General features: G+C 69.0%; 24 protein-coding genes and 1 riboswitch. Of the genes, 19 read left to right on the forward strand and 5 right to left on the reverse strand.

The window, feature by feature from the left end; genetic code table 11:
* The first annotated feature begins 100 nt into the window (after positions 1–100).
* From TSB10GB4_RS13430 to TSB10GB4_RS13465, 8 genes are all read left to right on the forward strand, one after another.
* Complete coding sequence (locus tag TSB10GB4_RS13430) at positions 101–1,939, forward strand: fatty acyl-AMP ligase (RefSeq protein WP_186396177.1); 1,839 nt, start codon at positions 101–103, stop codon at positions 1,937–1,939.
* Between the two features lie 76 nt (positions 1,940–2,015).
* Entirely contained in the window at positions 2,016–2,441 is a 426-nt protein-coding gene (locus TSB10GB4_RS13435; protein WP_186396178.1) for a PaaI family thioesterase, read from the forward strand.
* A 38-nt stretch (positions 2,442–2,479) separates the two neighbouring features.
* On the forward strand, positions 2,480–3,505 hold the full coding sequence (locus TSB10GB4_RS13440) for a TauD/TfdA family dioxygenase (RefSeq protein ID WP_186387467.1): 1,026 nt from the start codon (positions 2,480–2,482) through the stop codon (positions 3,503–3,505).
* A gap of 64 nt (positions 3,506–3,569) precedes the next feature.
* Entirely contained in the window at positions 3,570–4,379 is an 810-nt protein-coding gene (locus TSB10GB4_RS13445; RefSeq protein ID WP_186387468.1) for a class II aldolase/adducin family protein, read from the forward strand.
* A 57-nt stretch (positions 4,380–4,436) separates the two neighbouring features.
* Positions 4,437–5,381, forward strand: a complete 945-nt coding sequence (locus TSB10GB4_RS13450) for a Pnap_2097 family protein (RefSeq protein WP_256376455.1) — start codon at positions 4,437–4,439, stop codon at positions 5,379–5,381.
* A 329-nt stretch (positions 5,382–5,710) separates the two neighbouring features.
* Complete coding sequence (locus TSB10GB4_RS13455) at positions 5,711–8,731, forward strand: AMP-binding protein (protein ID WP_186396179.1); 3,021 nt, start codon at positions 5,711–5,713, stop codon at positions 8,729–8,731.
* 180 nt (positions 8,732–8,911) lie between these two features.
* A complete protein-coding gene (locus TSB10GB4_RS13460) occupies positions 8,912–10,594 on the forward strand; it encodes a type I secretion system permease/ATPase (RefSeq protein WP_208984776.1) in 1,683 nt (560 codons plus the stop codon).
* Between the two features lies 1 nt (position 10,595).
* Positions 10,596–11,960, forward strand: coding sequence for an HlyD family type I secretion periplasmic adaptor subunit (locus TSB10GB4_RS13465; protein WP_208984778.1), 1,365 nt, complete (start codon positions 10,596–10,598; stop codon positions 11,958–11,960).
* 11 nt (positions 11,961–11,971) lie between these two features.
* Here TSB10GB4_RS13465 and TSB10GB4_RS13470 read toward each other — a convergent pair whose 3' ends face one another.
* On the reverse strand, positions 11,972–12,403 hold the full coding sequence (locus TSB10GB4_RS13470) for a type II toxin-antitoxin system VapC family toxin (RefSeq protein ID WP_244570912.1): 432 nt from the start codon (positions 12,401–12,403) through the stop codon (positions 11,972–11,974).
* Positions 12,400–12,645: a type II toxin-antitoxin system VapB family antitoxin gene (locus TSB10GB4_RS13475; RefSeq protein ID WP_186387472.1), complete on the reverse strand. Its 246-nt coding sequence runs from the start codon at positions 12,643–12,645 to the stop codon at positions 12,400–12,402. The genes TSB10GB4_RS13470 and TSB10GB4_RS13475 overlap by 4 nt, the downstream gene beginning before the upstream one ends.
* A 130-nt stretch (positions 12,646–12,775) precedes the next feature.
* Positions 12,776–12,879, forward strand: a riboswitch (TPP riboswitch).
* A 130-nt stretch (positions 12,880–13,009) separates the two neighbouring features.
* On the opposite strand from TSB10GB4_RS13475, the gene thiD reads away from it, so the two are divergent.
* From thiD to TSB10GB4_RS13520, 9 genes are read left to right on the forward strand one after another with little or no spacing between them, the layout of a single operon-like run.
* Positions 13,010–13,882 (forward strand): bifunctional hydroxymethylpyrimidine kinase/phosphomethylpyrimidine kinase, encoded by an 873-nt coding sequence (gene thiD, locus TSB10GB4_RS13480; protein WP_371328908.1) that lies wholly within the window; start codon positions 13,010–13,012, stop codon positions 13,880–13,882.
* Positions 13,879–14,889 carry a glycine oxidase ThiO gene (gene thiO / locus TSB10GB4_RS13485; RefSeq protein WP_186396181.1) on the forward strand — a complete coding sequence of 337 codons (1,011 nt, stop codon included), beginning with the start codon at positions 13,879–13,881 and terminating at the stop codon, positions 14,887–14,889. The genes thiD and thiO overlap by 4 nt, the downstream gene beginning before the upstream one ends.
* The gene (gene thiS / locus TSB10GB4_RS13490) at positions 14,858–15,055 is read left to right on the forward strand and encodes a sulfur carrier protein ThiS (protein ID WP_097175695.1); all 198 of its coding nucleotides are present in this window, start codon (positions 14,858–14,860) and stop codon (positions 15,053–15,055) included. The genes thiO and thiS overlap by 32 nt, the downstream gene beginning before the upstream one ends.
* 3 nt (positions 15,056–15,058) lie before the next feature.
* Complete coding sequence (locus tag TSB10GB4_RS13495; protein ID WP_186396182.1) at positions 15,059–15,832, forward strand: thiazole synthase; 774 nt, start codon at positions 15,059–15,061, stop codon at positions 15,830–15,832.
* On the forward strand, positions 15,829–16,431 hold the full coding sequence (locus TSB10GB4_RS13500) for a thiamine phosphate synthase (RefSeq protein WP_186396183.1): 603 nt from the start codon (positions 15,829–15,831) through the stop codon (positions 16,429–16,431). The genes TSB10GB4_RS13495 and TSB10GB4_RS13500 overlap by 4 nt, the downstream gene beginning before the upstream one ends.
* Before the next feature lie 39 nt (positions 16,432–16,470).
* Positions 16,471–17,406 (forward strand): ABC transporter substrate-binding protein, encoded by a 936-nt coding sequence (locus tag TSB10GB4_RS13505; protein WP_186396184.1) that lies wholly within the window; start codon positions 16,471–16,473, stop codon positions 17,404–17,406.
* Complete coding sequence (locus TSB10GB4_RS13510; RefSeq protein ID WP_186396185.1) at positions 17,403–18,131, forward strand: TenA family protein; 729 nt, start codon at positions 17,403–17,405, stop codon at positions 18,129–18,131. Before TSB10GB4_RS13505 ends, TSB10GB4_RS13510 begins: the two co-directional genes overlap by 4 nt.
* Positions 18,128–18,862 (forward strand): ABC transporter ATP-binding protein, encoded by a 735-nt coding sequence (locus TSB10GB4_RS13515; RefSeq protein ID WP_186396186.1) that lies wholly within the window; start codon positions 18,128–18,130, stop codon positions 18,860–18,862. The genes TSB10GB4_RS13510 and TSB10GB4_RS13515 overlap by 4 nt, the downstream gene beginning before the upstream one ends.
* Positions 18,859–19,644 (forward strand): ABC transporter permease, encoded by a 786-nt coding sequence (locus TSB10GB4_RS13520; RefSeq protein ID WP_186387479.1) that lies wholly within the window; start codon positions 18,859–18,861, stop codon positions 19,642–19,644. Before TSB10GB4_RS13515 ends, TSB10GB4_RS13520 begins: the two co-directional genes overlap by 4 nt.
* Here the strand turns inward: TSB10GB4_RS13520 and TSB10GB4_RS13525 are convergent.
* Entirely contained in the window at positions 19,641–20,297 is a 657-nt protein-coding gene (locus TSB10GB4_RS13525; RefSeq protein WP_371328909.1) for a thiamine diphosphokinase, read from the reverse strand. The genes TSB10GB4_RS13520 and TSB10GB4_RS13525 overlap by 4 nt on opposite strands.
* Positions 20,298–20,389: 92 nt before the next feature.
* On the opposite strand from TSB10GB4_RS13525, the gene TSB10GB4_RS13530 reads away from it, so the two are divergent.
* Entirely contained in the window at positions 20,390–21,733 is a 1,344-nt protein-coding gene (locus TSB10GB4_RS13530; RefSeq protein WP_186396187.1) for an NAD(P)H-dependent oxidoreductase, read from the forward strand.
* An 11-nt stretch (positions 21,734–21,744) separates the two neighbouring features.
* On the opposite strand, the gene TSB10GB4_RS13535 is transcribed toward TSB10GB4_RS13530, so the two are convergent.
* Entirely contained in the window at positions 21,745–23,127 is a 1,383-nt protein-coding gene (locus TSB10GB4_RS13535; protein ID WP_186396188.1) for an L-serine ammonia-lyase, read from the reverse strand.
* A 179-nt stretch (positions 23,128–23,306) separates the two neighbouring features.
* A complete protein-coding gene (locus TSB10GB4_RS13540; RefSeq protein WP_186396189.1) occupies positions 23,307–24,014 on the reverse strand; it encodes a GntR family transcriptional regulator in 708 nt (235 codons plus the stop codon).
* A 128-nt stretch (positions 24,015–24,142) separates the two neighbouring features.
* Between TSB10GB4_RS13540 and kynU the strand changes: the two genes are divergently transcribed.
* Complete coding sequence (kynU, locus tag TSB10GB4_RS13545) at positions 24,143–25,405, forward strand: kynureninase (protein WP_186396190.1); 1,263 nt, start codon at positions 24,143–24,145, stop codon at positions 25,403–25,405.
* The last annotated feature ends 11 nt before the right edge of the window (positions 25,406–25,416 follow it).

Consider the following 25,416-nt stretch of genomic DNA (forward strand, 5'->3'; position numbering starts at 1 on the left):
GTCTCTCCGGCGGCATCAACCCCGTGGAGTTGGAAGAGATGCTTGGACGTGTCCATGCCGATGCGCGTAATCTCGTTCATTGGGCGGCTCCTTCGATGTGTTGGGACCATCATCTTGGCGCAAAACGGCGCCGGATGGGGGCCGTCCACCCCAACGGGATCTGAGCAGCATCAGCGTTCCCACCCTGTGGGGCCTTCTCGATGCCTATGCGGCCGCGCGGCCCGACGACCGGGCCTTCCTCTATCTCGGGCCGGAGAATGTCGAGCAGGAGGCGCTCACCTACGCCGAACTGCACCGGCTGGCGCGCATCTACGGCCAGCGGCTGCGGCAGCACACCCGCCCCGGCGACCGGGCGATCCTGATGTTCCCGACCGGCCTTGCCTTCGTCGTCGCCTTCTTCGCCTGCCATTTCGCCGGCGTGGTGCCGGTGCCGATGGTGCCGCTGAAGGGCGCGCGCCTGCGCAACACCGTGCATGCCATCGCCGAGAACGCGGCCGCCGCCGTGGTGTTCAGCAATCTCGACCAGGCTTCGCTGGTCCATGCCCAACTCAGCCCGCTGCCGAGCTATCGCGGTGCCGCCTTCATCGCCGTCGATCTCGACGAGACAGGCGCAGCGCCGACGGCTGACCCGCATGAGGCGCTGCCGCATGAACTCGCCTTCATCCAGTACACGTCCGGCTCCACCTCGGTGCCGCGCGGCGTGATGGTGAGCCACGCCAATCTTGCCGCCAATCTGGAGATGATGGCCGAGGCCTTCGGCAATGACGACAGCCCGACCTATGTCGGCTGGGCGCCGCTCTATCACGACATGGGGCTGATCGCGAACGTGCTGGAGCCGTTCTATCTCGGCACGTTCTGCATCCTGATGTCGCCCAATCTCTTCGCCCACCGGCCCTGGCTGTGGCCGAAGGCGATCAGCGACTATCGCGCGGTGGTCAGCGGCGGACCGAACTACGCCTATGACCTGTGTATCGAGCGCCGCGACCTGATCCTCGACGCAGGGCTCGACCTGTCGTCCTGGAAGCTCGCCTTCAACAGCGCCGAGCCGGTGCGCGCCGGTACGCTTCAGCGTTTCAGCGAGGCCTTTGCCGGCATCGGCTTCCGGCCGCAGACCTTCTATCCCTGCTTCGGCATGGCGGAGGCGACGCTGCTGATCACCGGCGGCAGCCGCAGCGAGGTGCCGATCCTGCGCCCGGTCAGCCGTGCCGGCCTTGCGCGGGGCTCGGCCCTCGCGCCGATCGACGAGAAGGACGAGACGCAGGCGATCGGCTGCGGCCGGGCGCTGCGCGACGAGACGCTGCGCATCGTCGACCCCGAGACCTTCGACGCCATGCCCGACGGCGAGATCGGTGAGATCTGGGTTGCCGGCCCACATGTGCCGCTCGGCTATTTCGACAATGAGGAGGTCTCGCAGCGCACCTTCCACGCGCGCATCAAGGGCGAGGAAAACGGCGAGCGCTACCTACGCACCGGCGATCTCGGCTTCGTTCTGGACGGCGAGCTCTATGTGACGGGCCGCCACAAGGACCTGATCATCGTCCGCGGCCACAACGTCTATCCGCAGGACATCGAATATGTCGCGGAGCGCGCCTGGCCGGGGCTCAAGACCAATTCCGGTGCCGCCTTCGCGATCGAGGATCCGGACAGCGGCATCCAGACGCTGGTTCTCGCTCAGGAGGTGCGGATGGGCAATCGCCAGTCGATCGACATCGACGCGGCGACGCGGGCGATCCGCCAGGAGATCCTGCGCGAGGCCGACGTGACCTTCCACAAGATCGTCCTGCTGGAGCCGGGCTCCATCCCCAAGACCTCAAGCGGCAAGATCCGCCGGGCCGAAACCCGCAAGCGCTATCTCGACGAGACCCTGGCGATCCTTATGAGGCGGGCGGCGCCGGCTTCCGATGCCGAGCCCGCGAAGGCGGCGAGCGGCGACGACTGAGGGAACTGACGATGAGGCGAAGGAGGGCCGCCCGCGGCTCCAGGCCTTCGCCACCGAGGCGAGGTGAGACGGGACCATGTCCGAGGACAAGCAGCCGGTGATGTCGCGCGAGGCGATCGCGGCGGTGATCGGCAAGACGCCGTTTGCGATCTGGGTCGGGGCGAGCCTCGACACCTATCGCCACGGCGAGGTCGAGATCAGCATCCCGATGCGCCGCGAGCTGACCCAGCATCACGGCTTCGGCCACGGCGCGGTCATCGGGTTCCTGGCCGACAGCGCCTGCGCCTGGGCGGCCGCCTCCGTCGCCGGCGATGTCGTCACCTCCGAATACAAGCTGAACATGTTCGCGCCCGCCGTCGGCCAGACCCTCGTCGGCCACGGCCAGGTGCTCCACTACGGCGGCCGCCATGCCGTCTGCCGCGCCGATGTCTACGCCCTTGCCGGCTCGCGCAAGAAGCTGGTGGCGACCGCGCTCGCCACGATCTTCCAGGTCAAGCCTTAGAGCGAGTTTCCGATCCACCCCAACCAGGAGTTCGCGCCATGCAGCATGTTGAAAGCACTCTCGGTCCCGACATTCCGATCGTGGTCTGGTCGCCCGCGGACGGTGCCCCGGTCGGCCTTGCGGAGCTGACGGCCTATCTGGCTGATGCCAAGGACCGGATCTCCGCGCAGCTCGACGAGAACGGCGGCGTCCTGCTGCGCGGGTTCGATTGCGTCCACACCTCCGGCGACTATCAGAAGGTGCTCGACGTGGTCGCGCCCGACCTGATGGACTATGTCGGCGGCACCTCGCCGCGCAAGGTCGTCAACGGCCGCATCATGACCGCGACCGAGATCCCCGGCTCCTACTCGATCCCGCTGCACCAGGAGATGTCCTACACCGACAATTCGCCGGACCGGATCTCGTTCTTCTGCGAGCGCCCGCCGCAAGAGGGCGGCCAGACCACCATCGGCGATATGCGCGCCATCACCCGGGCGATCGACCCGAAGGTCCGCGAGCGCTTCGAGGCCCATGGTGGCGTCCAGCTCTGCCGCAACCTGCCGCTGCCGGAAAAGGTCGCCTCCCGGCCGGGCGTGCCCAAGACCTGGCACGAGGTCTTCGCCACCGACCGGCGCGAGGAGGCCGAGAAGGTCGCCGCGAAATCCGGCTGGCGCTACGAGTGGCTGGACGACGGATCGATGCAGCTCTGGCAGGAGGTGCGCCCCACCACCCGTCAGCACCCGCGTTCCGGCGATGATGTCTGGTTCAACCAGGTCCACATCTTCTCGCCCGTCTCCGCGCTGAAATGGGCCCGGCTCGACGGCCGCACCGAGGCCGCCGACCGGCTGGCGCGGGCGCTGGAGGAGGCGCCGCAGCTTCTCGACCACATGCGCTATGGCGACGGCAGCGAGATCTCGGCCGAGGACGTGCTGCACATCTATGACGTGCTGCTGGAAAACGAGAAGCCGGTGCAGTGGCGGAAGGGCGACGTGCTCGTCCTCGACAACATCCTCGTCGCGCATGGCCGCAAGCGTTTTTCCGGCGACCGCAGCGTGCTCACCGCCTTGATCCAGCACGCCCACTGAAACGAGAGCCTGCGGCCCGGTGGCCTGTCCGCCGGACCCGCCCCCATCCGAACGGGAGACAGCCATGCTGAAGACGGTTTCCAGCACCAAGTCCGGCGAGGCACAGGACGAGATCGCCGCCGAGGAGCGGCGGCTGCGCGTGCAGCTTGCCGAGTTCTACCATCTCGTCGCCTATCTCGGCTGGACCGAGATGATCTTCAACCACATCTCGCTGCGCGTGCCCGGCCCGGATCGTCACTACCTCGTCAATCCCTTTGGCCTGCACTACGAGGAGATCACTCCGGACAACCTCGTCAAGGTCGATGTCGAGGGGAACCTGGTCGAGCCGTCGGACTATCCGGCCAACCGGACGGGTTTTGCCCTGCACGGGGCGATCCACGAGGCGCGCGACGACATCCACTGCATCGCCCACACGCACACGACGCCGATCTCGGCCATCGCGCTGAAGGAGGGCGGCTTCACCTATGACGACTTCTACGGCGCGCAGCTCTTCGGCCGGGTCGGGTATCACGCCTTCGAGGGGGTGACGGTCTTTGCCGACGAGCGCCCGCGCATGGTCGCGAGCCTCGGCGACAAGAGCGTGCTGGTGCTGCGCAACCACGGCATCGCGGTCGGCGAACGCGACGTGCCGCGCACCTTCTGGCTGCTCTACAACGCGCAGCGCGCGGCCGAGATCCAGTGCCAGGCCGGCATGCTGCCCGGCGCCAACACCCCGCTCACCGACGAGGTGCGCCACCGCAGCGCGGCAGCGGCGGAAGAGCTGATCGCAGGCGATGCCTTCGCCGCCAAGCTCTTCGACGCGATGATGCGCAAGGTGCGCCGCGACCGCGGTCCGCTCTGGGCCAGGGACACCGGCACCGACCGGCTGGAATAGGCGGCGCCCGTGGTCGGCGAGACAGTCCGATCTCGAAATCGCGGAGGATCAGGTCCCGTGTCACTGCAACAGAGAAACAATCCCCCAACCCGTCCAGGGGCCCTGTCCCAGCGGGAGCGGGCGGCAGGGTGGGCGAGTACCCATCGGGTCCATCTCGGCATGCCGCACCTTGCCTTCAGCGGCCTGTCCGAAGCCTGGTTGCTGAAGGAACTGGGCCATCGCCACTGGATCCAGCTTGCGCGCATGGCCGAGCACGACTTCCCCGACTTCTACGACGAGGCGGGACACACGGTCTATGCTGCCTTCCGCTCGGTACGGATCGAGGGCGCGCGCTTCGACCTTGCCAAGGAGAACGACACGCTGGTGATCCGCTCCAGCCTGTTCCGCCTGTCGCGCACCCAGGTGCAAAGCGAGCACCGGCTCAGCATCGGCGGGGCGCTGCTCGGCATCGTGCGCATGGTCTCCGTCTTCGTGCATCGCAACGGCCAGACCTCGAACCGCTCGGTGGTTCGGGTCGAGATCCAGGGTCTGCCGCCGGTCTCGCAGGCCAGCAAACCGGATCTGTCGGGCGTCGACGGCAACCTGTGGATCTGGGACGACGGGGCTGCGGCCACCGCCGATCACCGGCCACAGCTCTTCTTTCCCTGTCCCTCGCAGGATTTCAACGGCGCCGGCTTTCTCTATTTCGCCAATGTGCCGGCCTTCGTCGACCGGGCGGAATGGAACGTCGATCCGGACTTTGCCCGCAACGCCATCACCCGCTGGCGCAGCGTCGCCTATCACGCCAACATCGACCCCGGCGAGGCGATCTCCATCGAACTCGTCGACTTCGAGCGCGACGATCTGCTGTGGCGCCATCGCGGCCGTGTCACCCGCGCCACCGACGGCAAGCATATGGCCGACGTCCTGAGCGTGCGCAGCCGCGTCGAGGTCGCCGGCTCGCGGCGCGCGCCTGCGCATCGGGAGGTCGAGTGCCGCGACCGGTCGGATTGCCCGGGCTGAGCCGACCGTCCGCGGGGCGACTGGATAGGGCCACGGGAGGTTGCCGGCGCCGGCGCGGCTGGCGGCCATGCAGGTCTGGGTCCCTTGCCTCCCGCCATCTTGCGTCCGGTCAGTCGCGATTTCCCTTCGTGGTTGTCACATTGCAAATTTTACATCGCTACGTTGTCGTGCTACCCCTCTCCTGGTCCCACCGAACCGCGGACACTCTGTAAGCTCATGCCGTTTCAAGGCAAATCCGTCCGGATGGCGGAAGCGGGCAGGCCGCTGCCGGCCATATTGCGTTCGTCCCGTTCTGGCTGTGGGTCGGCCTCGCCCTGTGGGAGATATTGATGACACAGTCCGTGCTGCGGCGGATCGAGGAACTGGCCTTCGATCAGGGCGACCGCGTCGCGATGGAGGAGGGGCCGCGCCGACTGACCTATGCCGGCCTGCACGAGGCGATCCGCAGGGCCGGCCGCCAGGGCCTTGCCCGCTCCGCTCCCGGGCTTGTCGGGATCAACGGCCGCCCGTCGATCGAGGCGGGCGTCGGCCTTCTCGCCGCAATGGCCTCGGGCGATGTCGCCGTGCCCGTCGACGAGCGCCTGCCGCTCGCCCGCCAGCAGGCGCTACTCGACTGGTGCGGCAGCTTGAGCGACCAGCGGGAGATTGCCGGCATTGTCGCGGAGCTCGACGGCAAGGTGCCGCTGCCGGATCCCTCAAGCGGCATCACGCCGCGCGCCGCGCGCCAGGCCGCCTATATCGCCTTCACCTCCGGCACCACTGGCGAACCCAAGGCCATCGAGGGCACGATGGAGGGCATCGACCATTTCATGGCCTGGCAGTCGGGCCTCGTCGGCAGTTTCTGCGTGGCGCCGCGGGTGTCCTGGCTGACGCCGCTCTCCTTCGACGTGATGTATCGCGACCTCTTGCTGCCGCTGGTGACCGGCGGCACGCTGGTCATTCCCGATGCCGAGGCCGGGTTCAACATCGCTTCCGGCTGGCACTGGCTGGCGGCGCAGGGGATCGACATCGCCCATGTGGTGCCCTCCATCGTCTCCGCCTGGCTGACCTCCGGCGATCTGCCGCAGCTCGACGTCCGCGCCCTGTTCTTTGCCGGCGAACCTTTGAAGGTGCCGCTCGTTGCCGCCCTGCGTCGCCGCTATGCCGGACGCATCTACAATCTCTACGGCCCCTCGGAAGGCACGATGGCGAAGTTCTGTCGCCTGATCGATGAAGGCTGCCCGACGCGCGGCGCGCTCTATCCGGTCGGCCGTCCCATCGGCGAGGACGTGTCCTTCGACCTTGCCGAAAGCGGCGAGATCGTGCTGGCGTCGCCCTACCTGACCAACGGTTACCGGCGCCGTGACGGGACGGCCGATCCGTTCCCGCAAGCCCGGCCGGGCTGGTACGCCTATCACACGGGAGACCGGGGCGAGGTTATCGGCGACGATCTCTTCCTGCTCGGCCGCCTCGACACCCAGATGAAGATCAACGGCATCCGCATCGAGGCCGGCGAGGTGGAACGCCTTGCCGAGGCTTGCGCGGGCGTCACGCGCGCGGTTGCCGTCAAGCTGTCGCCGCCCGAGGTGCCGGGCGAGACGCTCGCCCTGTTCTGGCAAGGCGCGCCGGACCTGCAACCGGCCCTGCGGGAGCGGCTCTCCGATGCCCTGCATCCGGCGGTGATGCCCTCGCTTTACCGGCGGATCGAGAGTTTCCCCGTCACCTTGAACGGCAAGGTCGACCGCGCAGCCCTCTCGGCGCAGGCGGCTGCGGCGCTTGCCGAGGAACAGACGGGCCTTGCCGAGACGGGTGAGGGCGACCCGGCGGAGCGTCACGTTCAGCAGGTGATCTCGCAGGTGCTGCGCCGGCCCTGCGGCCTCGATACGGATTTCATCGGCCTTGGCGGCAATTCGCTGATGTTCGGCCTGATCGCCCTGCAACTGGAAACCGCGTTCGGCATCGCCATTCCCCAGCCGCGCTTCTACGAGGCCGGCACGCCGCGGGCCATCGCCGCATGGTTTCTCGAAAATGGCGGGCAGCTCCGCCAGACTGCGGACAACGGGAATGCGGCCGGCGCCCCCGCCTTGCCGGACGCGGCGGAAGAGGATTATCGGCCGCTCACCAGCCGCCAGCAGACGATCTTCGACATCTTCTGCAAGGACATTTTCGGCGCGGCCATCAACATGATCCTGCAGATGCCGTTCCGCGCCGCCGAGGCCGAGCGGTTGAAGCGCGTCCTGCTGCGCCTGACCGAGCTCAACGACTGCTTCCACCTGCGCTTCCGCCGCGACGGCGAGACGCTGCTGCAGACCATGGTTTCGACCGGCTTCGGTCCTGGCGATTTCGAGGAGGTCGCGGCGGACGATGCCGAGTTCGACCGGCTTTCCACCGCCTTCGGCGAGCGGACCTTCGATCTGGGCGGCGAGCGGCCCTTTCGGATCCTGCTGCTGACCAGCCCGTCGGGTGCCGGCCGCCTCGTCCTGTCCATGCACCACCTCATCAGCGACGGCATGTCGCGCGAATATATCCGCCGCGACATCGAGGACGCGCTGGCCGGTGCGCCGGTGCCGGTGCGCGGGCCGTTCCGCTCGGTCCTTGCCGCCGAGACCGGTGACAGCCGCGCCCGCGCCACCGCCTTCTGGCATGCGCAGATCGCGGCCGCGCCGCCGATGCCGCGCTTCGTCTCCGGCCTCGATCGGAAGAACCTCTCGGCACGCATGCTCACCGTGCCGCTCGGCGTCGATCACGATGCCCTGCTGGCCCATGCCCGGGCGCTCAATGCCAGCGTCTTTCCCTATCTGATGGCGCATTTCTACCGGGCGATGGCCGCCCATTGCGGTGTCTCGGACCTGATCATCCGGGTGACGACCCATGGGCGCTACCGCCCGGAACTGCTGGACACGCTGGGCCTGCTGTTCAGCGCCGTGCCGCTGCGGATCGATGGGGCGGGGCAAAGCACGCCGGCCATCGTCGCCGGCCTGTCGCGTCTGCTGGAGGCCGCCCGCGAGCACCAGGATGTCTGCTTCCGCGACCTTGCCCGCCTGATCGGCGAGCCGGACGACGCGCATCTCCACCCGGTCACCGGTATCAGCTTCGCGCTCGACGGCTACGATGTCAGTGAGGCGATGCCGGCCGGCCTGTCCCTCGACGCGATCCCGCAGGTCGTCCGGGCCTCGCTGCCGCATGAGGCGCTGGTCTTCGCCCGCACCTATAGCGACGGCTGCGTGCTGCGGTTCCTCTACCGCCCCAAGGCCTTTTCCGACGCCGATATCCGGTCCATTGCCGGCCACATGCGCGAGACGATCGCGGAGGAACTGGTGGAGGCGGCACAGGCGCAGGAAGCGGTCCTCTGCGCCGTGCGGCGGGTTTGACGGTGGCCGGAGCGCCGCGCATCCCTGCCGAGCACCGCGTTAATCGCCCCAGGGCCAGCGAAAAATGCTAGTTTTCCGCAGGATGCCGTGGCAAGCGGATATCAGGTGATGCACAGCGGTCGGGACTGAGACTTGCGCAAGGACACATCGAGGACGGATTCCCTTGCGGGCCCTACGGCGGTGGACGGGGTCTTCCGCGCGGTGCGCTCAGCGCTGTTCGGTGTCGCGCTGGTCAGCCTGCTGGTCAATCTGCTGATGCTGACCGGCCCGCTCTACATGCTGCAGGTCTATGACCGGGTCCTCGCCAGCGGGTCGGTTCCCACGCTCCTGGTGATCAGCGGCTTCGCCCTTGTGCTCTATGCCGTCTTCGGCCTGCTGGAGGGCCTGCGCTCGCGCATCCTCTCGCGCATCGGCCAGCGCATCGACGCGCGGCTGTCGGGCCTCGCCTTCATCGTCTCCAGCCGGCTGCCGCTGCGCCTGGGCGCGGGCGCGGCAAAGCTGCGACCGGTGCAGGATCTCGATGCGGTTCGCACCTTCATGTCCGGCCCCGGACCCTCGGCGATCTTCGACCTGCCGTGGATGCCGGTCTATTTCGCGCTGCTGTTCCTTTTCCATCCGCTGCTTGGCTGGCTCGCCATCGGCGGCGCGGTGCTGATCTGCATCCTGATCGGCCTCAACGAGGCGACTTCGCGCAAGCCGGTCTCGGAGGCGGCGCGGGCGTCCAGCCGCCGCGCCGCGGTGGAAGAGGCCGGCCGCCGCAACGCCGAGGCGCTCGGCGCCATGGCGATGGAAGGCGCCCTGATGCAGCGCTGGGAGCGCGAGAACGAGGCCTTCCTGGACGTACAGCGCCGGGCGCAGGACTGGTCCGGCTTCTTCGCCACCGCCATCAAGACCGTGCGCTTCCTGTTGCAGTCGGCGGTGCTCGGTCTCGGCGCCTGGCTCGCCATCCTGCACGAGGTGTCGCCGGGCGTCGTCATCGCCGGGTCGATCCTCACCTCCCGTGCGCTCGCCCCGGTGGAACAGGCGGTCGCCCACTGGCGATCCTTCGCCGCCGCCCGTCTCGGCCGCCGGCGCCTGCGCGAGGTCTTCGCCAAGCTCGCCGACGCCGACATGGAGCGCCTGGAACTGCCCCTGCCGCAGCGCGGACTCACTGTCGAGCACCTGGCCTGCGGCCCCGCCGGCATGAACCGGCCGGTGGTGCAGGGGGTTGCCTTCGAGCTTGCCGCCGGCGACGGCCTCGGCATCATCGGCCCCTCCGGTTCGGGCAAGTCGACGCTCGCCCGCGCGCTGGTCGGCCTGGCGCCTCCGCTGCACGGGGCGGTGCGCCTCGACGGCGCGGAACTGTCGCAATGGCCGCCGGCCCACCGCGGCCGCATCATCGGCTACCTGCCGCAGGACGTGCAGCTCTTCGACGGCACGGTGACGGAGAACATCGCCCGCTTCGAGCCCGATGTGGAGGCCGAGGCGGTGGTCGAGGCCGCGCGCATGGCCGACATCCACGACTTCGTCACCGGCCTGCCGGAGGGCTACAACACGCTGATCGGCTCGGAAGGCATGATGCTGTCGGGCGGGCAGCAGCAGCGCATCGCGCTGGCCCGCGCCCTGTTCCGCAAACCCTTCCTGGTGGTTCTGGACGAGCCGAACTCCAATCTCGACTCCGACGGCGAAGCGGCGTTGACCAGAGCCATCCGCGAGATCCGCGCCGCCGGTTGCATCGTCGTCGTCATCGCCCACCGGCCGAGCGCCATTGCCGCCGTCGACAAGGTCCTGTGCCTGCGCGACGGGCGCATGGCCGCGTTCGGGCCGAAGGAGGAGGTGCTGAAGCGCGTCGTCGCCCCGGTGCCGCAGTCGGGGGTGGCGTGAGATGACCCACCCGATGGACAGGGCGGCAGACAGGACGACAAACGCAGCGTCAGGCACCGCCTCCGCGGTCGATCGCCAGTTGACCCGCAGCGTGCGCCGCCATCTGCTGGCCGCGCTGCTGGTCTCGGTGCTACTGGTCGGCGGCTTCGGCGGCTTTGCGGCGCTGGCGCGGATTTCCGGAGCGGTGGTCGCGCCCGCCACCGTCGTGGTGGAGAGCAATGTCCGCCGCATCCAGCATCAGGAAGGCGGGATCGTCCGCGAGATCGCCGTGGAGAACGGCGACCGCGTCGCCGCCGGCGACCTGCTCGTGCGCCTCGACGACACGGTGACCCGCGCCAATCTCGCCGTGGTCTCCCGCCAGCTCGTCGACCTCTATGCCCAGGAGGCCCGCCTTGTCGCCGAGCGCGACGGACTTGACGTCGCCACCTTCAACGAGCGCGCCCGCGGCCTTGCCGACGACGACCAGTTGGCTCTGGTCGAGGAGAGCCAGACGAGCCTGATGCAGGCGCGGCGCAACTCCATCGCCGGCCGCAAGGATCAGCTCGCCGAGCAGATCGTCCAGTATCGCAGCCAGATCGAGGGGCTGGACTCGCAGCTTTCCGCCAAGGGCGAGGAGATTGCCCTGATCGAGGACGAATTGGTCGATCTCACCGCCTTGCTCGAAAAGCGTCTCGTCGCCCGCGCCCGCGTCACCGCCCTGCAGCGGGACCGCACCCGTCTCCAGGGCGAGCATGGCGGGCTCGTCGCCAAGATCGCCGAGGTCAATGAGGCGATCAGCGAGCGGCGCATCCTGATGCTGCAGATCGACGAGCAGTCCCGCGCCGAAGTGCTGGAGCAGTTGCAGGACACCCGCGCCCGCATCGCCCGGCTGGAGGAGCAGAAGATCGCCGCCGAGGACCAGCTTCGCCGCGTCGAGATCCGCAGTCCGCATGCCGGGACGGTGCACCAGTTGGCCGTGCACACGGTCGGCGGCGTCGTCGCCTCCGGCGAGACCCTGATGTTGATCGTGCCGCAGGGCGATCTTCTGGTGATCGAGGCGCAGGTGCAGCCGCGCGACATCGCGCAGATCGTGCCGGGACAACAGGCGCGCGTCCGCTTCCCCGGCTTCGACCAGCGCACGACGCCGGAACTCGCCGCCCATGTGCGCACCATTTCCGCCGACCTTGCCCGCGATGCCGTCACCGGCGCGCGTTATTACATCGTCCGTCTGGTCATTCCGGACGAGGAACTGTCGCGTCTCGACGGCGGGCTGCTGGTGCCCGGCATGCCGGCGGAAGCCTTCATCACCACCGAGGAGCGCACGATCCTCTCCTATCTGGTGCGCCCGGTCACCGACCAGATCGCCCACGCCCTGCGCGAGCGGTAGGCGAGGTCCGGTCAGGCGAGATCGGTTCGGGCAAAGTCTTCACCCTTGTAGAGCAGGGCAGTGCCGTGGACTCTGGCGCAGGCATGCGAGAAGCAGTCGCCGAAGTTGAGGGCCGCCGGATGGCCGACCATCTTTCCATAGGCCGCAGCCGCCAGAAGGGCCGCTTCTCCGATCTCGCGGGTGATGGGAACCTCGGTTGCTCCGATTTCGGACAGGAAGTCGTCGACAAGGTCCCGCGCGGCGGCGATCATTTCGGCATCGGAGCGCTGCTGGACGCCTCTGTCGCGTGATGCGGCGCGCGCCAGCGCGAGAACCGCCTCGAACCGCACGAGCGGGGAGGCCAGCAACAGGCTCGGACTGTCGGCCATGCGCTGGGCAATCCGCTCCCAGCCGGTCTCCTGGTTGAGGACGGCGACGATGGCCGATGCGTCGACGAACATCAGTCCTCGTCCCACATCTCGTCGCTGAAGCGTTTCATGTCGAAGTCGGGATTGGGCAATCCCAGCCGGCTCGCCCGGTCCTGCAGCTCCGCCAGTCTTTCGGCCAGCGGCACGGACTTGCGCCGCCTGGCGATTTCGTGGCGCAGGGCGGTTCGAACGGCTTCCGTCTTGCTCGGGGCGTTGGTCAGTTTCGCCAGTTCCTCGGCAAGGGCGGCAACACCGTCATCGCGAATGTAAAGCGGCATCGAAGCCTCCGGCAGATGGTCTCGCCAGGAGACACTATTGTATATCCACCTTGAATATTCAACAGTCCTGCGAAGAATCGCTCACGTCAGGGGCCGCTTGACGTCCCCGTCCTTCCCTCCTATCGTGCCGCAAAATTCGTTGGGGTGCCCTGACCGGCTGAGAGACGCGCAACGCGTCAACCCACTGAACCTGATCCGGGTCATGCCGGCGTAGGGAACGAATGTCAGCCTTAACGGCCGCAAGGCCGGGCCTTGCCGCAACATCGCGGCCATCCGTCTCCCGAAAACCGCTGTCCGGATCGTGTCTTTGACGCAGGCGTCGTTCCCCTTGTCCGGGCGCGCGCCCAGCACGAGCGGGAACGTCGTGGCCAGCAACACGAAACCGGAACAGGCCGCAGGCGGCGCGGGCAGAGGGGCGGCCATCGCCCCCGCCATTGCGCTGACCATCGCCGGCTCCGACAGCAGCGGCGGCGCCGGCATTCAGGCGGACCTCAAGACCTTCTCCGCGCTCGGTGTCTATGGCGCCAGCGTCATCACCGCGATCACCGCGCAGAACACCCGCGCGGTGACGCATATCCACGACGTGCCGCTCGACGTGGTCGCCGGCCAGATCGCTGCCGTTCTCGACGATCTCGACGTCGGCGCGGTGAAGATCGGCATGCTGTCCTCGCCGGAGATCGTCGCCTGTGTCGCCGCCGCGCTCGCCGATTATGCCGGGCCGGTGGTGCTCGATCCGGTCATCGTCGCCAAGTCCGGCGCCAAGCTGCTGCGCGAGGAGGCGATCGCCGCCTTGAAGGAGCAGTTGCTGCCCCGCGCCACCGTGATCACCCCGAACCTGCCGGAAGCCGCGAGCCTGCTCGGCGAGGCGCCGGTGCGCGATCCGGCGGAGGCCGAAAGGCAGGGCCGTGCCCTGCTGGCGCTCGGGCCGGCCGCCGTCCTGATGAAGGGCGGGCACGGCGAAGGGGCGCAGTGCACCGACCTGCTTCTTGCCGCTGGCGAGCCGCCGCGCGCCTTTACCGCCGAGCGGATCGAGACCCGCAACACCCACGGCACCGGCTGCACGCTGTCCTCGGCGATTGCCGCCGGGCTCGCGAAGGGCCTGCCGCTCGCGGCGGCCGTCGCCGAGGCGCATTCCTGGCTGCATGCGGCGATCGCGGCCGCCGACACCCTGCGTGTCGGCTCGGGCCACGGTCCCGTGCACCATTTCCATGCTCTGTGGCAGGAGGCGGCACGATGAAAGTCTCCGTCATCGGCGGCGGCGTCGTCGGCCTCTGCGTTGCCACCGTGCTCGCCGAGCGCGGGTTCGAGGTCACCCTGTTCGAGCGTGCCGAGGCACCGGGCCCTGCCTCCTGCTCCTGGTGGGCGGGCGGCATGCTCGCCCCCTGGTGTGAGGGCGAGAGCGCCGAGGAGCCGGTGGTCCGGCTCGGCCGCGACGCCATCGCCTGGTGGTCGCAGCGCGTCGGCGGCGTCGTCCTCAATGGCAGCCTCGTCGTCGCCCCGCCGCGCGACACGGCGGACCTGCGCCGCTTCGCCCGCCTGACCGAGTGCCACGAGAGCGTCGACGGTGCGCGCATCGCCGAACTGGAGCCGGACCTTGCGGGCCGTTTCCGTCAGGGTCTGTTCTTCGCCGGCGAAGGCCATCTCGACCCGCGCCGGGCGCTCGCTGATCTCGTCGCCCGGCTGCAAGGGCTCGGCGCCGACCTGCGCTTCAACACGGACATGCTGCCGCAGGATGCGCCGGGCGACCAGGTGATCGACTGCCGCGGCCTTGGTGCGGCAGTGGATGTGCCGGAGCTGCGCGGCGTCAAGGGCGAGATGCTGGTGCTGCATGCTCCGGACGTGTCGCTGTCGCGGCCCGTGCGCCTGCTGCATCCGCGCATCCCGCTCTATGTGGTGCCGCGCGGCGAGGGGGTGTTCATGGTCGGCGCCACCATGATCGAGAGCAGCGAGCGCTGGCGCATCACCGCCCGCTCGATGATGGAACTGCTCGGCTCCGCCTATACGCTGACACCGGCCTTTGCCGAGGCCGAGATCCTGGAAACCGGCGTCGATGCGCGTCCGGCCTTCCCGGACAACCTGCCGCGCCTGTTGCGCGACGGCCGGATCCTGCGCGCCAACGGCACCTATCGGCACGGCTACCTGCTGTCGCCGGCGCTGGCGCAGCAGGTCGCGGCCCTGCTTCTGGAACCTGAAACCGAACCGGAGTTCTTCCATGGCCATAACCGTCAACGGCGCTCCGCTTGAGCTTGCGCCGGGGTCGCTGGCCGCGATCCTCGAGGCGCTCGACTATGGCGACGCCATCGTCGCCACCGCCCTCAACGGCGATTTCGTTCCGGCCGAGGAGCGCGCCGACACGCAGGTGCGCGACGGCGACCGGGTCGAGATCCTCGCCCCCATGCAGGGAGGCTGACCCATGCCCATCTTCTACGGCGAAACCGTCGAAAGCCCGCTGCTGCTCGGCACCGCGCTCTATCCCTCCCCGGCGATCATGGCAGAGGCGGTGCGCGCCAGCGGCTGCGACATCGTCACCGTGTCGCTGCGGCGCGAGTCCGGCTCCGGCCGCGCGGGCCAGGACTTCTGGGGCTTCATCCGCGACCTCGGCGTCCGCGTCCTGCCCAACACCGCCGGCTGCCATTCGGTGCGCGAGGCGGTGACCACGGCGAAGATGGCGCGCGAGGTCTTCGGCACGCCCTGGATCAAGCTCGAGGTGATCAACGATGCCGAGACGCTGGCCCCCGATGTGTTCGGCCTGGTCGAGGCGGCGCGTATCCTCTCCGGCGAGGGGTTCCATGTGTTCCCCTATTGCACCGAAGATCTCGGCGTTGCCGAGCGGCTCATCGAGGCCGGCTGCGAGGTCCTGATGCCCTGGGGGGCGCCCATCGGCTCGGCCCGCGGGCTCAACAATGTCTATGGCCTGCGGTCGCTGCGCGCGCATTTCCCGAACGTGCCGCTGGTGATCGATGCCGGCCTCGGCGTGCCCTCCCATGCGGCGGCCGCCATGGAACTCGGCTATGACGCGGTGCTGCTCAACACGGCGGTCGCCAAGGCCGGCGATCCGGTCGCCATGGCGAGCGCCTTCGCCAAGGCCGTGGAGGCCGGACGGCTCGCCTTTACGGCCGGGGCGATGGAGCCGCGCGACATGGCCGCCCCCTCCACGCCGGTGCTCGGAAAGGCATTTCTCGAATGACCGCCCTCGACCGCTTCTATCCCATCGTCGACAGCGCCGCCTGGATCGACCGCCTCGTGCCGCTCGGCGTGCGTCTCGTGCAATTGCGGATCAAGGACCGCAGCACGGCGGAGCTGCGCGCTGAGATCCGCGCCGCCGAGGCGACCTGCCTTGCGCATGACTGCCTGCTGGTGGTCAACGACTATTGGCAACTCGCCATCGACGAGGGCTGCCGCTTCGTCCATCTCGGCCAGGAAGACCTTGCCGATGCGGATGTCGGCGCGATCCGCCGCGCCGGGCTCGGCCTCGGCCTGTCCAGTCATGACGGGGAGGAGCTCGAGACCGCGCTGGCCGCCTCGCCGGACTATATCGCGCTCGGGCCGGTCTACCCGACCATCCTGAAACAGATGAAATGGGCGCCGCAGGGATTGGAAAAGCTTACCGACTGGAAGCGCCGGATCGGCGATATCCCGCTGGTCGCCATCGGTGGCATGAGCGTCGAGCGCGCGCCCGGGGCCTTCGCCGCCGGGGCCGACATTGTCTCCGCCGTCACCGACATTACCCTCAACCAGGATCCCGAGCAGCGCGTCCGGCAATGGCTCGCCGCGACGCGCGCCTGATCCTGGACCTCCCTAACCCCCAGCCGAGGTTCGTCACCCATGCGTATCCTGACTTTCGTTCTTGCCCTCCTTTTTGCCTTGCCGGCCGCTGCCGCCGACAGGATGACGCTGCTGCTCGACTGGTACGTGAACCCCGATCACGGCCCGATCATCATCGCCAAGGAGAAGGGCTTCTTCGCCGACGAAGGCCTCGACGTCGAGATCGTCGCTCCGGCCGACCCGTCCGCCCCGCCCAAGCTCGTTGCCGCCGGCAAGGCGGAGCTCGCCGTCTCCTATCAGCCGCAGATCCATCTGCAGGTCGCCGAAGGCCTGCCCCTGAAGCGCGTCGGCACGCTGATCGCCTCGCCGCTCAACTGCCTGATGGTCAAGGACGACGGTCCGGTGAAGACCATCGCCGACCTGAAGGGCCGCAAGGTCGGCTACTCCGTCGCCGGCGTCGAGGAGGCGCAGATGCGCGCCGTGCTCTCCCGTCACGGCCTGACGATGGACGACATCGAGATGGTCAACGTCAACTGGTCGCTCGCCCCATCCGTCATGTCCGGGCAGGTCGACGCGGTGATCGGCGCCTATCGCAATGTCGAGCTGCACCAGATGGAGATCGAGGGCGTCAAGGGTCGCTGCTTCTTCATCGAGGAGGAGGGCATGCCCTCCTATGACGAGCTGATCTACGTCGCCAATCCGGAGCTGATGGACAGGGCGAAGATCGTTCGCTTCCTGGCCGCGACCGAGCGCGCCACCCAGTACATCGTCAACCACCCGGACGAGAGCTTCGAGATCTATGCCGGCACCGCGCCGGAGCTCAACGACGAGCTCAACAAGCGCTCCTGGGCCGACACGATCCGCCGCTTCGCCCTGCGCCCGGCGGCGCTCGACCATGGCCGCTATGTCCGCTTCGAGGAGTTCCTGAAGGAGCACGGTCTGATCGAGACGATCCGCCCGGTGTCCGACATCGCCATCGATGTGAGCGTCCAATGAGCGGCGGCGGGATCATCGCGGCCGGCGATTACGGATCGCCGGTCTTCGGTGCCTGGCGCCGGGAAGCGGCCGGTGACTGGCACGCCTACACGCATCATGCCTTCGTCGAGCAGCTCGGCGCCGGCACGCTGCCGCGGGAGATCTTCCTGCACTATCTGACGCAGGACTATATCTTCCTGTTCCACTTCGCCCGCGCCTGGGCGCTGGCGGTGGTCAAGTCCGAGACGATCGCGGAGGCGCGCTTTGCCGCCTCCATCGTCAACGGGTTGATGGACGCCGAGATGAGCCTGCATGTCGACATCTGCGGCAAGGCCGGCATTCCGGAAGCGGCCCTGCTGGCGGCGGCCGAGGAGCGGGAGAACCTTGCCTATACGCGCTTCGTGCTGGATGCCGGCATGTCGGGCGACTTTCTCGATCTCGTCGCCGCGCTGGCGCCCTGCGTCATGGGCTATGGCGAGATCGGCGCAAGGCTTGCCCGCGAGGGCGCGGCCGACACGCCGTACCGGCAGTGGATCGACACCTATGCCGGCGACGGCTATCAGGGCCTGTGCGCCAGCGTCGGCGAGCTGATCGAGACGTCCATGCGCGGGCGCCTCGGCGAGGCGCCGGCCGCCCTGCCGCGCTGGGCCAGCCTGTCGAAGCGGTTCCGCACCGCCACGCGGCTGGAAGTCGGCTTCTGGGAAATGGGGCTGCGCGGCCCGACGCTCGCCCCGGACCTGACGTGAGCAGGGTAGCGGCCCCCGCCCTACGGCTGACCGGCGACTTCCATCATGCCGGCCGGCCGCTGTTCTCCGGCCTCGACCTTGCGATCGCCGCTGGCGGCTGGACCTGCCTGCTCGGGCCCTCCGGCGTCGGCAAGTCGACGGTGCTGCGCCTGTTTGCCGGGCTCGACACCGGCGGCACCTTCGAGGGAGAGATCACGGCCAGCGACGGCGTGCCGGTCGCAACCCGCATCGCCTTCATGGCCCAGTCGGACCTTCTGGCGCCCTGGCTCGACGTCGTCGGCAACGTGACGCTCGGCGCGCGCCTGCGCGGAGATGCGCCGGATCTTGCCCGTGCCCGCGCCCTGATCGAGCGCGTCGGCCTTGCCGGCCATGTCGACAAGCGCCCGGCGAGCCTGTCCGGCGGCATGCGCCAGCGGGTGGCGCTCGCCCGCGTGCTGATGGAGGACCGCCCCATCGTGCTGCTCGACGAGCCCTTCGCCGCGCTCGATGCCCGCACGCGGGCGGAGATGCAGGAGCTCGCCTTCGAGGTGCTGGAGGGGCGCACCGTGCTGCTCGTCACCCACGATCCGGCCGAGGCCGTTCGCCTCGGCCATCACCTCTTCATCCTGTCGGAGGAGGGGTTGGCCCGGGTCGCCGCGCCCGCCTCGCCGCCGATCCGCGCGGTCGATGCGCCCGAGACGATGGAGATGCAGGCGCGCCTGTTCCGGGCGCTGCGGGGGAGGGCGGCATGACGAGTTCAACCGTCCGCCTGACACCGCTGCAGCGGCTGCGCGACGCGCTGGTTGCGGTCGCGGTCGCCCTGTCGCTGTGGCAGGCCATCGTCTGGCTCAGCGGCGTTCCGCCCTTCATCCTGCCGGGTCCCTGGCGGGTGGCGGTGACGCTTGCCGACAATATCGGCCTGATCGCCGACCATGCGCTCATCACCATTGCCGAGGTGCTGATCGGTCTCGTCTTCGGCGCCCTGCTCGGTGCTGCCACCGCGCTGCACCTGATGATCTCGCCGGCCGCACGCCGCATCGCCCTGCCGATCATGGTGTTCAGCCAGGCGGTGCCGGTCTTCGCGCTGGCGCCGCTGCTGACCTTGTGGCTCGGCTACGGCATGGCCTCGAAGATCGCCATGGCGCTGCTGATCATCTATTTCCCGGTGGTCTCCACCTTCTATGACGGGCTGCGCCGCACCGATCCCGGCCTGCTGGATCTTGCCCGCACCATGGGCGCGACGCCCACGCGCACGTTGCTGCATATCCGCCTGCCGGCGGGCCTGCCGGCTTTCGGCTCGGGTCTGAGGCTCGCCGCCGTCTATGCGCCCATCGGCGCGGTGATCGGCGAGTGGGTGGGGGCGTCCCAGGGTCTCGGCTATCTGATGCTGCTGGCCAACGGCCGGGCCAAGACCGACCTGATGTTCGCCAGCCTCTTCGTGCTGGCGGCCTTCGCGGTGGCGCTCTATGGCCTCGTCTCGGTGGCGACGCGGCGGATGGCTTCCTGGTCGCGCGAGAGCCTCGACACGTTTTAAAGTGCGCCGAGATGCGGCCGGGCGAGCAGCACCGCGTTGCCGCGCCCGAGGCCGATGCGCAGACCCTCGCCGCCCGCCACCCGGTTGGACAGGGTGAGCGAGGAGCCCATCGGCACGTCGCGGTTCGTGAGCGGCCATTCGACGCCGCGCAGCGTCAGGCCGGCAAGGTCGGAGAGCGCCAGCACCGAGAACAGCGAGCCGGCGGGCAGGTCGATTTCCTGTTCGCCGGGCAGCAGCGGCCAGCCTTCCTCGTGGCCGCTGGTCATCAGCACCGGCAGCCCGCGCGCCCTCAGCGCCGCGCCCTGCAGCAGGTTGCCCATGGCGTGGTCGAAGCGCTCGCCGCCGAAGGCGCCGGCGATGACGAGGCCGCTGGCGCCGCGCGCGATCGCTTCCGCCGCCGCCAATTCCCCATCGGTCATGTCCTTCGCCTCCGGGTGGCGTTGGCGCGGCACCTCGCGCCAGGCGGCGGTGAGGTCGCCGCCGCTGGAGTCGAAGTCGCCGACCCACAGTTCCGGACGCAGGCCGAGCGGCGTCGCATGGCGGATGCCGCCATCGGCGGCGATGGCGCGTGCGCCGGCGATCTGTCGCAGAAGCCGCTGCGTCGGCGTGAGATCCCCGCCGAGCAGGATCACGAACGGCGCCCTTCCGATCATCGGTCCGTCCTCCATGCAATAGGAGATATTGCGAAATCTGCCTTGTAATATCGGCTTTTTCCCGGCCATGCTCCCGCAAAAGGGAGGACTGCATGAATCTGTCCAACATGCTTGCCCATCGGGCCGAGGCGGGTCGCCCGGTGCGTGTGGCTTTAATCGGTGCCGGAAAGTTCGGCTCCATGTACCTGACCCAGGCCCGCCTCACCGTCGGCGTGCATGTGGCGGCGATCGTCGATCTCGATCCGGCCCGCGCGCGCCGCACGCTGGCGACCTGCGGCTGGCCCTCGGAACAGTCCGCCGCGGCTTCGCTGGACGACGCCTGCGCCAGCGGCGCCACCTTCGTCACCAATGATCTTGCCGCCGTGCTGTCGGATGGCCGCGTCGAGGTGGTGATCGAGGCGACCGGCGATCCGGCGGTCGGCATCCGCCATGCGCTTGCGGTGATCGAGGCCGGCAAGCATGTGGTGATGGTCAATGTCGAGGCCGACGTTCTCGCCGGGCCGCTGCTCGCGCGGCGGGCCGAGCAGGCCGGCGTCGTCTACTCGCTGGCCTGGGGCGACCAGCCGGCGCTGATCTGCGAGCATGTCGACTGGGCGCGCGCCTGCGGCTTCAAGGTCGTGTGCGCCGGCAAGGGCACCCGCTACCTTCCGACCTATCACCAACTGACGCCGGAGACGGTCTGGGACGTGCTGACCCAGTATCTGCACATCACCGACCGCAGCCTGATCAATCCGAAGATGTTCAACTCGTTCCTCGACGGCACCAAGTCGGGCATCGAGATGACGGCGGTGTGCAACGCCACCGGCCTGCTGCCCCAGCCGGACGGGTTGTCCTTCCCGCCGGCGAGCCGCTTCGAACTGTCCACCGTGCTGCGGCCGAAGGAGGCCGGCGGCACCCTGCCGTTCACCGGCACCACCGAGGTCGTCTCCTCGCTGACGCGCGACGGCGCCGACGTGCCGCATCACCTCGCCATGGGCACTTTCGTGGTGATCGAGGGCGAGACGGATTACGCCCGCCAGTGCTTCCGCGAATATCACATGCTGGAGGACGAGACCGGCCGCTATGCCGCGCTCTATCGGCCGACCCACATGATCGGCATGGAACTCGGCCTGTCGGTCGCCTCCGCCGTCCTGCGCAAGGAGCCGACCGGCATGCCGCGCGGCTTCGTCGCCGATGTGGTGGCGACCGCCAAGCGCGATCTCAAGGCCGGCGAGATGCTGGACGGCGAGGGCGGCGCGACCGTGTGGGGCAAGCAGCAACCGGCCTCTGTGTCGCTGGAGCGCGGCCTGCTGCCGCTCGGCCTTGCCGCCCATGTCAAGCTGCTGCGCGATATCGCCGAAGGCGAGATGCTGCGCTGGGACGATGTCGCCATCGACACGACCCAGACGGCGGTGCGCTTCCGCCGCGAGATGGAGGCCGAGTTCAGCGCCGGCTGACGGTTCGGCCTTCAGCAAGCCACGACATTGACCGCAAGTCCGCCCTTCGAGGTTTCCTTGTACTTGTCGGTCATGTCGAGGCCGGTCTGGCGCATCGTCTCGATGCAACTGTCCAGCGGCACCAGATGGGTGCCGTCGCCCCGCAGCGACAGCGAGGCGGCGGTGACCGCCTTGACCGCGCCGAAGGCGTTGCGCTCGATGCAGGGCACCTGCACCAGCCCGCCAATGGGATCGCAGGTCATGCCGAGATGGTGTTCGAGCGCGATCTCGGCCGCGTTCTCCACCTGCTCGTTGGTGCCGCCGAGCGCGGCGCACAGGCCGGCGGCCGCCATCGCCGACGCCGAGCCGACCTCGCCCTGGCAGCCGACCTCCGCGCCCGAGATCGAGGCATTGGCCTTGATGATGCCGCCGATCGCCGCCGCCACCAGCAGGAACGAGCGGATGCCGGCCTGCGTGCAGTCGGGGCAGTGGTCGAGATAGTAGCGCAGCACCGCCGGCACCACGCCCGCCGCGCCGTTGGTCGGCGCGGTGACCAACGTGCCGCCGGCCGCGTTCTCCTCGTTGACCGCCATCGCATAGACGCCGAGCCAGTCCATCACCGTGTGCTGGAAGGGGCGGTTCTGCCCGGTCTCGCCGACCAGCTTGGCGTGGATCTGGTGCGCCCGCCGCTTGACGTTGAGCCCGCCGGGCAGGGTGCCGTCGCGCGACAGTCCGCGCTCCAGGCAGGCATTCATCACGCTCCAGATGCGGTCGAGCCCGGCATCCAGGTCCCCGTCGGGATTGCGCGCGATCTCGTTGCGTCGCTTCATCTCGGCGATGGACAACCCGCTGTCGCGGCCCATCGCCAGCATTTCCGCCGCGGTCTTGAAGGGGAAGGGCACGCCCGCCTCCACCGTGCCGGCCATCGGCTCGCTCTGCGCGGCAAGCTCCGCCTCGCTGACGACGAAGCCGCCGCCGACCGAGTAGATCGTGTCCTGCGCCAGTTCCGCGCCGTCTGCGTCGAAGGCGCGGAAGATCATGCCGTTGGCATGGCCCGGCAGCGGCGGACCGTAGTCGAAGACGAGATCGGCGGCCGGGTCGAACGCCATGTGGCCGACGCCCTCCACCGCCAGGCGCTTGTCGCGTGTCAGCTTCGCGATCTCGTCTTCGATGCAGTCGGGATTGATCGTCGCCGGATCGTGGCCGAGCAGGCCGAGGCAGATCGCCCGGTCGCTGGCGTGGCCCTTGCCGGTGAAGGCGAGCGAGCCGTGCAGCGACACGGCAAGGCGTGCCGGCTTCAAGCTTCGTTCGCGCAACAGGTCCAGGAAGCGCGCGGCCGCCACCATCGGCCCCATCGTGTGCGAGGACGACGGGCCGATGCCGATCTTGAAGATGTCGAAAACGCTGATGAACACATGACCCTCCCGAAACCGCCGGCGTGTCGCCGGTGCGCGCGGATCTCTCCCGCACCCGCCGCGCGGCGGCGATCATGCGTCGGGAATCGATCCGTGTCACCCGTTGCCGGGAAGCGTGACGGATTGGGGAAAATCCCTGTCGCTTTCGCAGGTCGCGACAAAGGCCTCAGGCGTCTTCCTCAGGCATCTTCGGGCCAAAGGAAGGCGTAGACGGCGAGCGAGAAGCCGATGTGCTCGGCGAGCAGCGCCACGGCGCCGGCGCTGTCGCGGGCGAGCGTCGCCTCCATCAGGGCGGTGTGATGGGCAAGGCCGAGCGTGCGCCCGACCAGGGCGCGGAGATCGGCCATGGCCGCCGGGGAGAGCCCGTGCCGGCCGGCCGGGTCGAACAGCATGTGCCGGTGATGGCGCTGCAACTGCTCGGTGATCTGCTGCTGGAAGCGGGCAAGGCTGTCGGAGCGTCCGGCCGACAGCAGCGCGGCGTGGAAGGCATCGTGCCGTTCCTCCCACAGCGACATGCCGGCATCGTCGGTGCCGGGCTCCGGGGGCGGGGTCAGCGACAGGCGGTGATGGGCGGCGACGATCCGTGCTTCCCAGTCGGCGTCTCCCGCCTCGATGGAGCGCACCAGCAGCGTCTCCTCCACGGTGCGGCGGGCGAGCTGCAGGTCGCGGATCGCGGCGGCGGAGACCGGCGCCACCCGGTAGCCGCGATTGCGCTCGGAAACCACCAGCCCTTCCGCCTCCAGCCGCGACAGCGCCTCGCGCAGCGGCGTCCAGCCGAGGCCGTAGCGCGCCTTCAGTCCGGCAACGACCAGCGATGCGCCCGGCGCGATGCGGCTGCGCAGCAGGTCGGCCTTCAGCCGCTCATAGGCTTCCTCGGTCTTGGCCATGGGCTTCCGTGCGGCGCCGCCGAGCCCTCCGGCGCGCTGGTTTCGATATAATCAGGCATATTATATATAATTCTTGGCACCCGTCGTCCACCCTGTTAGGATCGCCCGCGTCAGGACAGGAGACGGACATGCTGACAGGCCAGGACGCGGCCGGCGGAGCCTCGAACGGGGTTCCCGACATTGCCGCGCGCGACCGCGACGACCCGCTTGCCGGCAAGCGCGCGCTCTTCTCGATCCCTGACGGCGTGATCTATCTCGACGGCAATTCGCTCGGCGTGCTGCCGAGCGCCGTGCCCGCCCGCCTCGCCGAGGCGGTTGCGAAGGAATGGGGCGAGAGCCTCATCCGCGCCTGGAACGAGCATGGCTGGATCGACCTGCCGCAGCGTGTCGGCGACCGGATCGCCCGCCTCATCGGCGCCGCGCCGGGACAGGTGACGGCCTGCGACAGCACCTCGGTCAATGTCTTCAAGGTGCTGGCCGCCGCGCTGGCGCTGCGCCCCGACCGCAAGGTGATCCTCTCCGACAGCGGCAATTTCCCGACCGACCTCTACATGGCGCAGGGCTTGCGCGACCTGCTCGGCCGGGGTCACGAGTTGAAGATTGTCGCGCCGGAGGAGGTCGAGGCGGCGATCGGCGAGGATGTCGCCGTCGTCATGCTGACCGAGGTCGACTACCGCACCGGCCGCCTGCACGACATGGCGGCGATCACCGCGATCGCCCATGCCGCCGGCGCGCTGACCATCTGGGATCTTGCCCATTCGGCCGGCGCGCTGCCGGTGGCGCTGGACGCGGCCGGCGCGGATTTTGCCGTCGGCTGTGGCTACAAATACCTGAACGGCGGCCCCGGCGCCCCGGCCTTCCTCTATGTCGCGCAGCGCCATCTCGATCATGTCGCACCGCCGCTGACCGGCTGGATGGGCCATGCTGCGCCCTTCGCCTTCGATCTCGACTACCGGGCGGATGCCGGCATCGGCCGCATGCGCGTCGGCACGCCGGCGATCCTGTCGCTGACGGCGCTGGAGGCGGCGCTCACCGTCTTCGACGGCGTCGACATGGCGGCGCTGCGCGCCAAGTCCATCTCCTTGTCCGAACTGTTCCGCGCCGAGGTCGAGCGCCGCTGTCCGGAGCTGGAGCTCGCCAGCCCCCGCGATCCGCGCGCGCGCGGCAGCCAGGTCTCCTTCCGCTTCGAGCAGGGCTATGCCTTGATGCAGGCCTTGATCGCCCGCGGCGTCATCGGCGACTTCCGCGCGCCGGACATTGTCCGCTTCGGCTTCACCCCGCTCTACCTCTCCCATGCCGATGTGATCGCCGCCTGCGACATCCTCCAGGAGATCATGGAGACGCGCGCCTGGGACCGGCCGGAGTTCCACAGGCGGGCGAAGGTCACATGAGCGGCGAGGGA

The sequence above is a fragment of the Stappia sp. TSB10GB4 genome (genome assembly GCF_900185745.1).
Classification (GTDB): Bacteria; Pseudomonadota; Alphaproteobacteria; order Rhizobiales; family Stappiaceae; genus Stappia.

Excerpts from the sequence above, each read along its gene's own strand:
- TSB10GB4_RS13435 (WP_186396178.1), top strand. The coding sequence starts at position 2,016 with ATGTCCGAGGACAAGCAGCCGGTGATGTCGCGCGAGGCGATCGCGGCG.
- TSB10GB4_RS13440 (WP_186387467.1), top strand. The coding sequence starts at position 2,480 with ATGCAGCATGTTGAAAGCACTCTCGGTCCCGACATTCCGATCGTGGTC.
- TSB10GB4_RS13445 (WP_186387468.1), top strand. The coding sequence starts at position 3,570 with ATGCTGAAGACGGTTTCCAGCACCAAGTCCGGCGAGGCACAGGACGAG.
- TSB10GB4_RS13455 (WP_186396179.1), top strand. The coding sequence starts at position 5,711 with ATGACACAGTCCGTGCTGCGGCGGATCGAGGAACTGGCCTTCGATCAG.
- TSB10GB4_RS13465 (WP_208984778.1), top strand. The coding sequence starts at position 10,596 with ATGACCCACCCGATGGACAGGGCGGCAGACAGGACGACAAACGCAGCG.
- TSB10GB4_RS13475 (WP_186387472.1), bottom strand. The coding sequence starts at position 12,645 with ATGCCGCTTTACATTCGCGATGACGGTGTTGCCGCCCTTGCCGAGGAA.
- thiO (WP_186396181.1), top strand. The coding sequence starts at position 13,879 with ATGAAAGTCTCCGTCATCGGCGGCGGCGTCGTCGGCCTCTGCGTTGCC.
- thiS (WP_097175695.1), top strand. The coding sequence starts at position 14,858 with ATGGCCATAACCGTCAACGGCGCTCCGCTTGAGCTTGCGCCGGGGTCG.
- TSB10GB4_RS13495 (WP_186396182.1), top strand. The coding sequence starts at position 15,059 with ATGCCCATCTTCTACGGCGAAACCGTCGAAAGCCCGCTGCTGCTCGGC.
- TSB10GB4_RS13500 (WP_186396183.1), top strand. The coding sequence starts at position 15,829 with ATGACCGCCCTCGACCGCTTCTATCCCATCGTCGACAGCGCCGCCTGG.
- TSB10GB4_RS13505 (WP_186396184.1), top strand. The coding sequence starts at position 16,471 with ATGCGTATCCTGACTTTCGTTCTTGCCCTCCTTTTTGCCTTGCCGGCC.
- TSB10GB4_RS13510 (WP_186396185.1), top strand. The coding sequence starts at position 17,403 with ATGAGCGGCGGCGGGATCATCGCGGCCGGCGATTACGGATCGCCGGTC.
- TSB10GB4_RS13520 (WP_186387479.1), top strand. The coding sequence starts at position 18,859 with ATGACGAGTTCAACCGTCCGCCTGACACCGCTGCAGCGGCTGCGCGAC.
- TSB10GB4_RS13525 (WP_371328909.1), bottom strand. The coding sequence starts at position 20,297 with ATGATCGGAAGGGCGCCGTTCGTGATCCTGCTCGGCGGGGATCTCACG.
- TSB10GB4_RS13530 (WP_186396187.1), top strand. The coding sequence starts at position 20,390 with ATGAATCTGTCCAACATGCTTGCCCATCGGGCCGAGGCGGGTCGCCCG.
- TSB10GB4_RS13540 (WP_186396189.1), bottom strand. The coding sequence starts at position 24,014 with ATGGCCAAGACCGAGGAAGCCTATGAGCGGCTGAAGGCCGACCTGCTG.
- kynU (WP_186396190.1), top strand. The coding sequence starts at position 24,143 with ATGCTGACAGGCCAGGACGCGGCCGGCGGAGCCTCGAACGGGGTTCCC.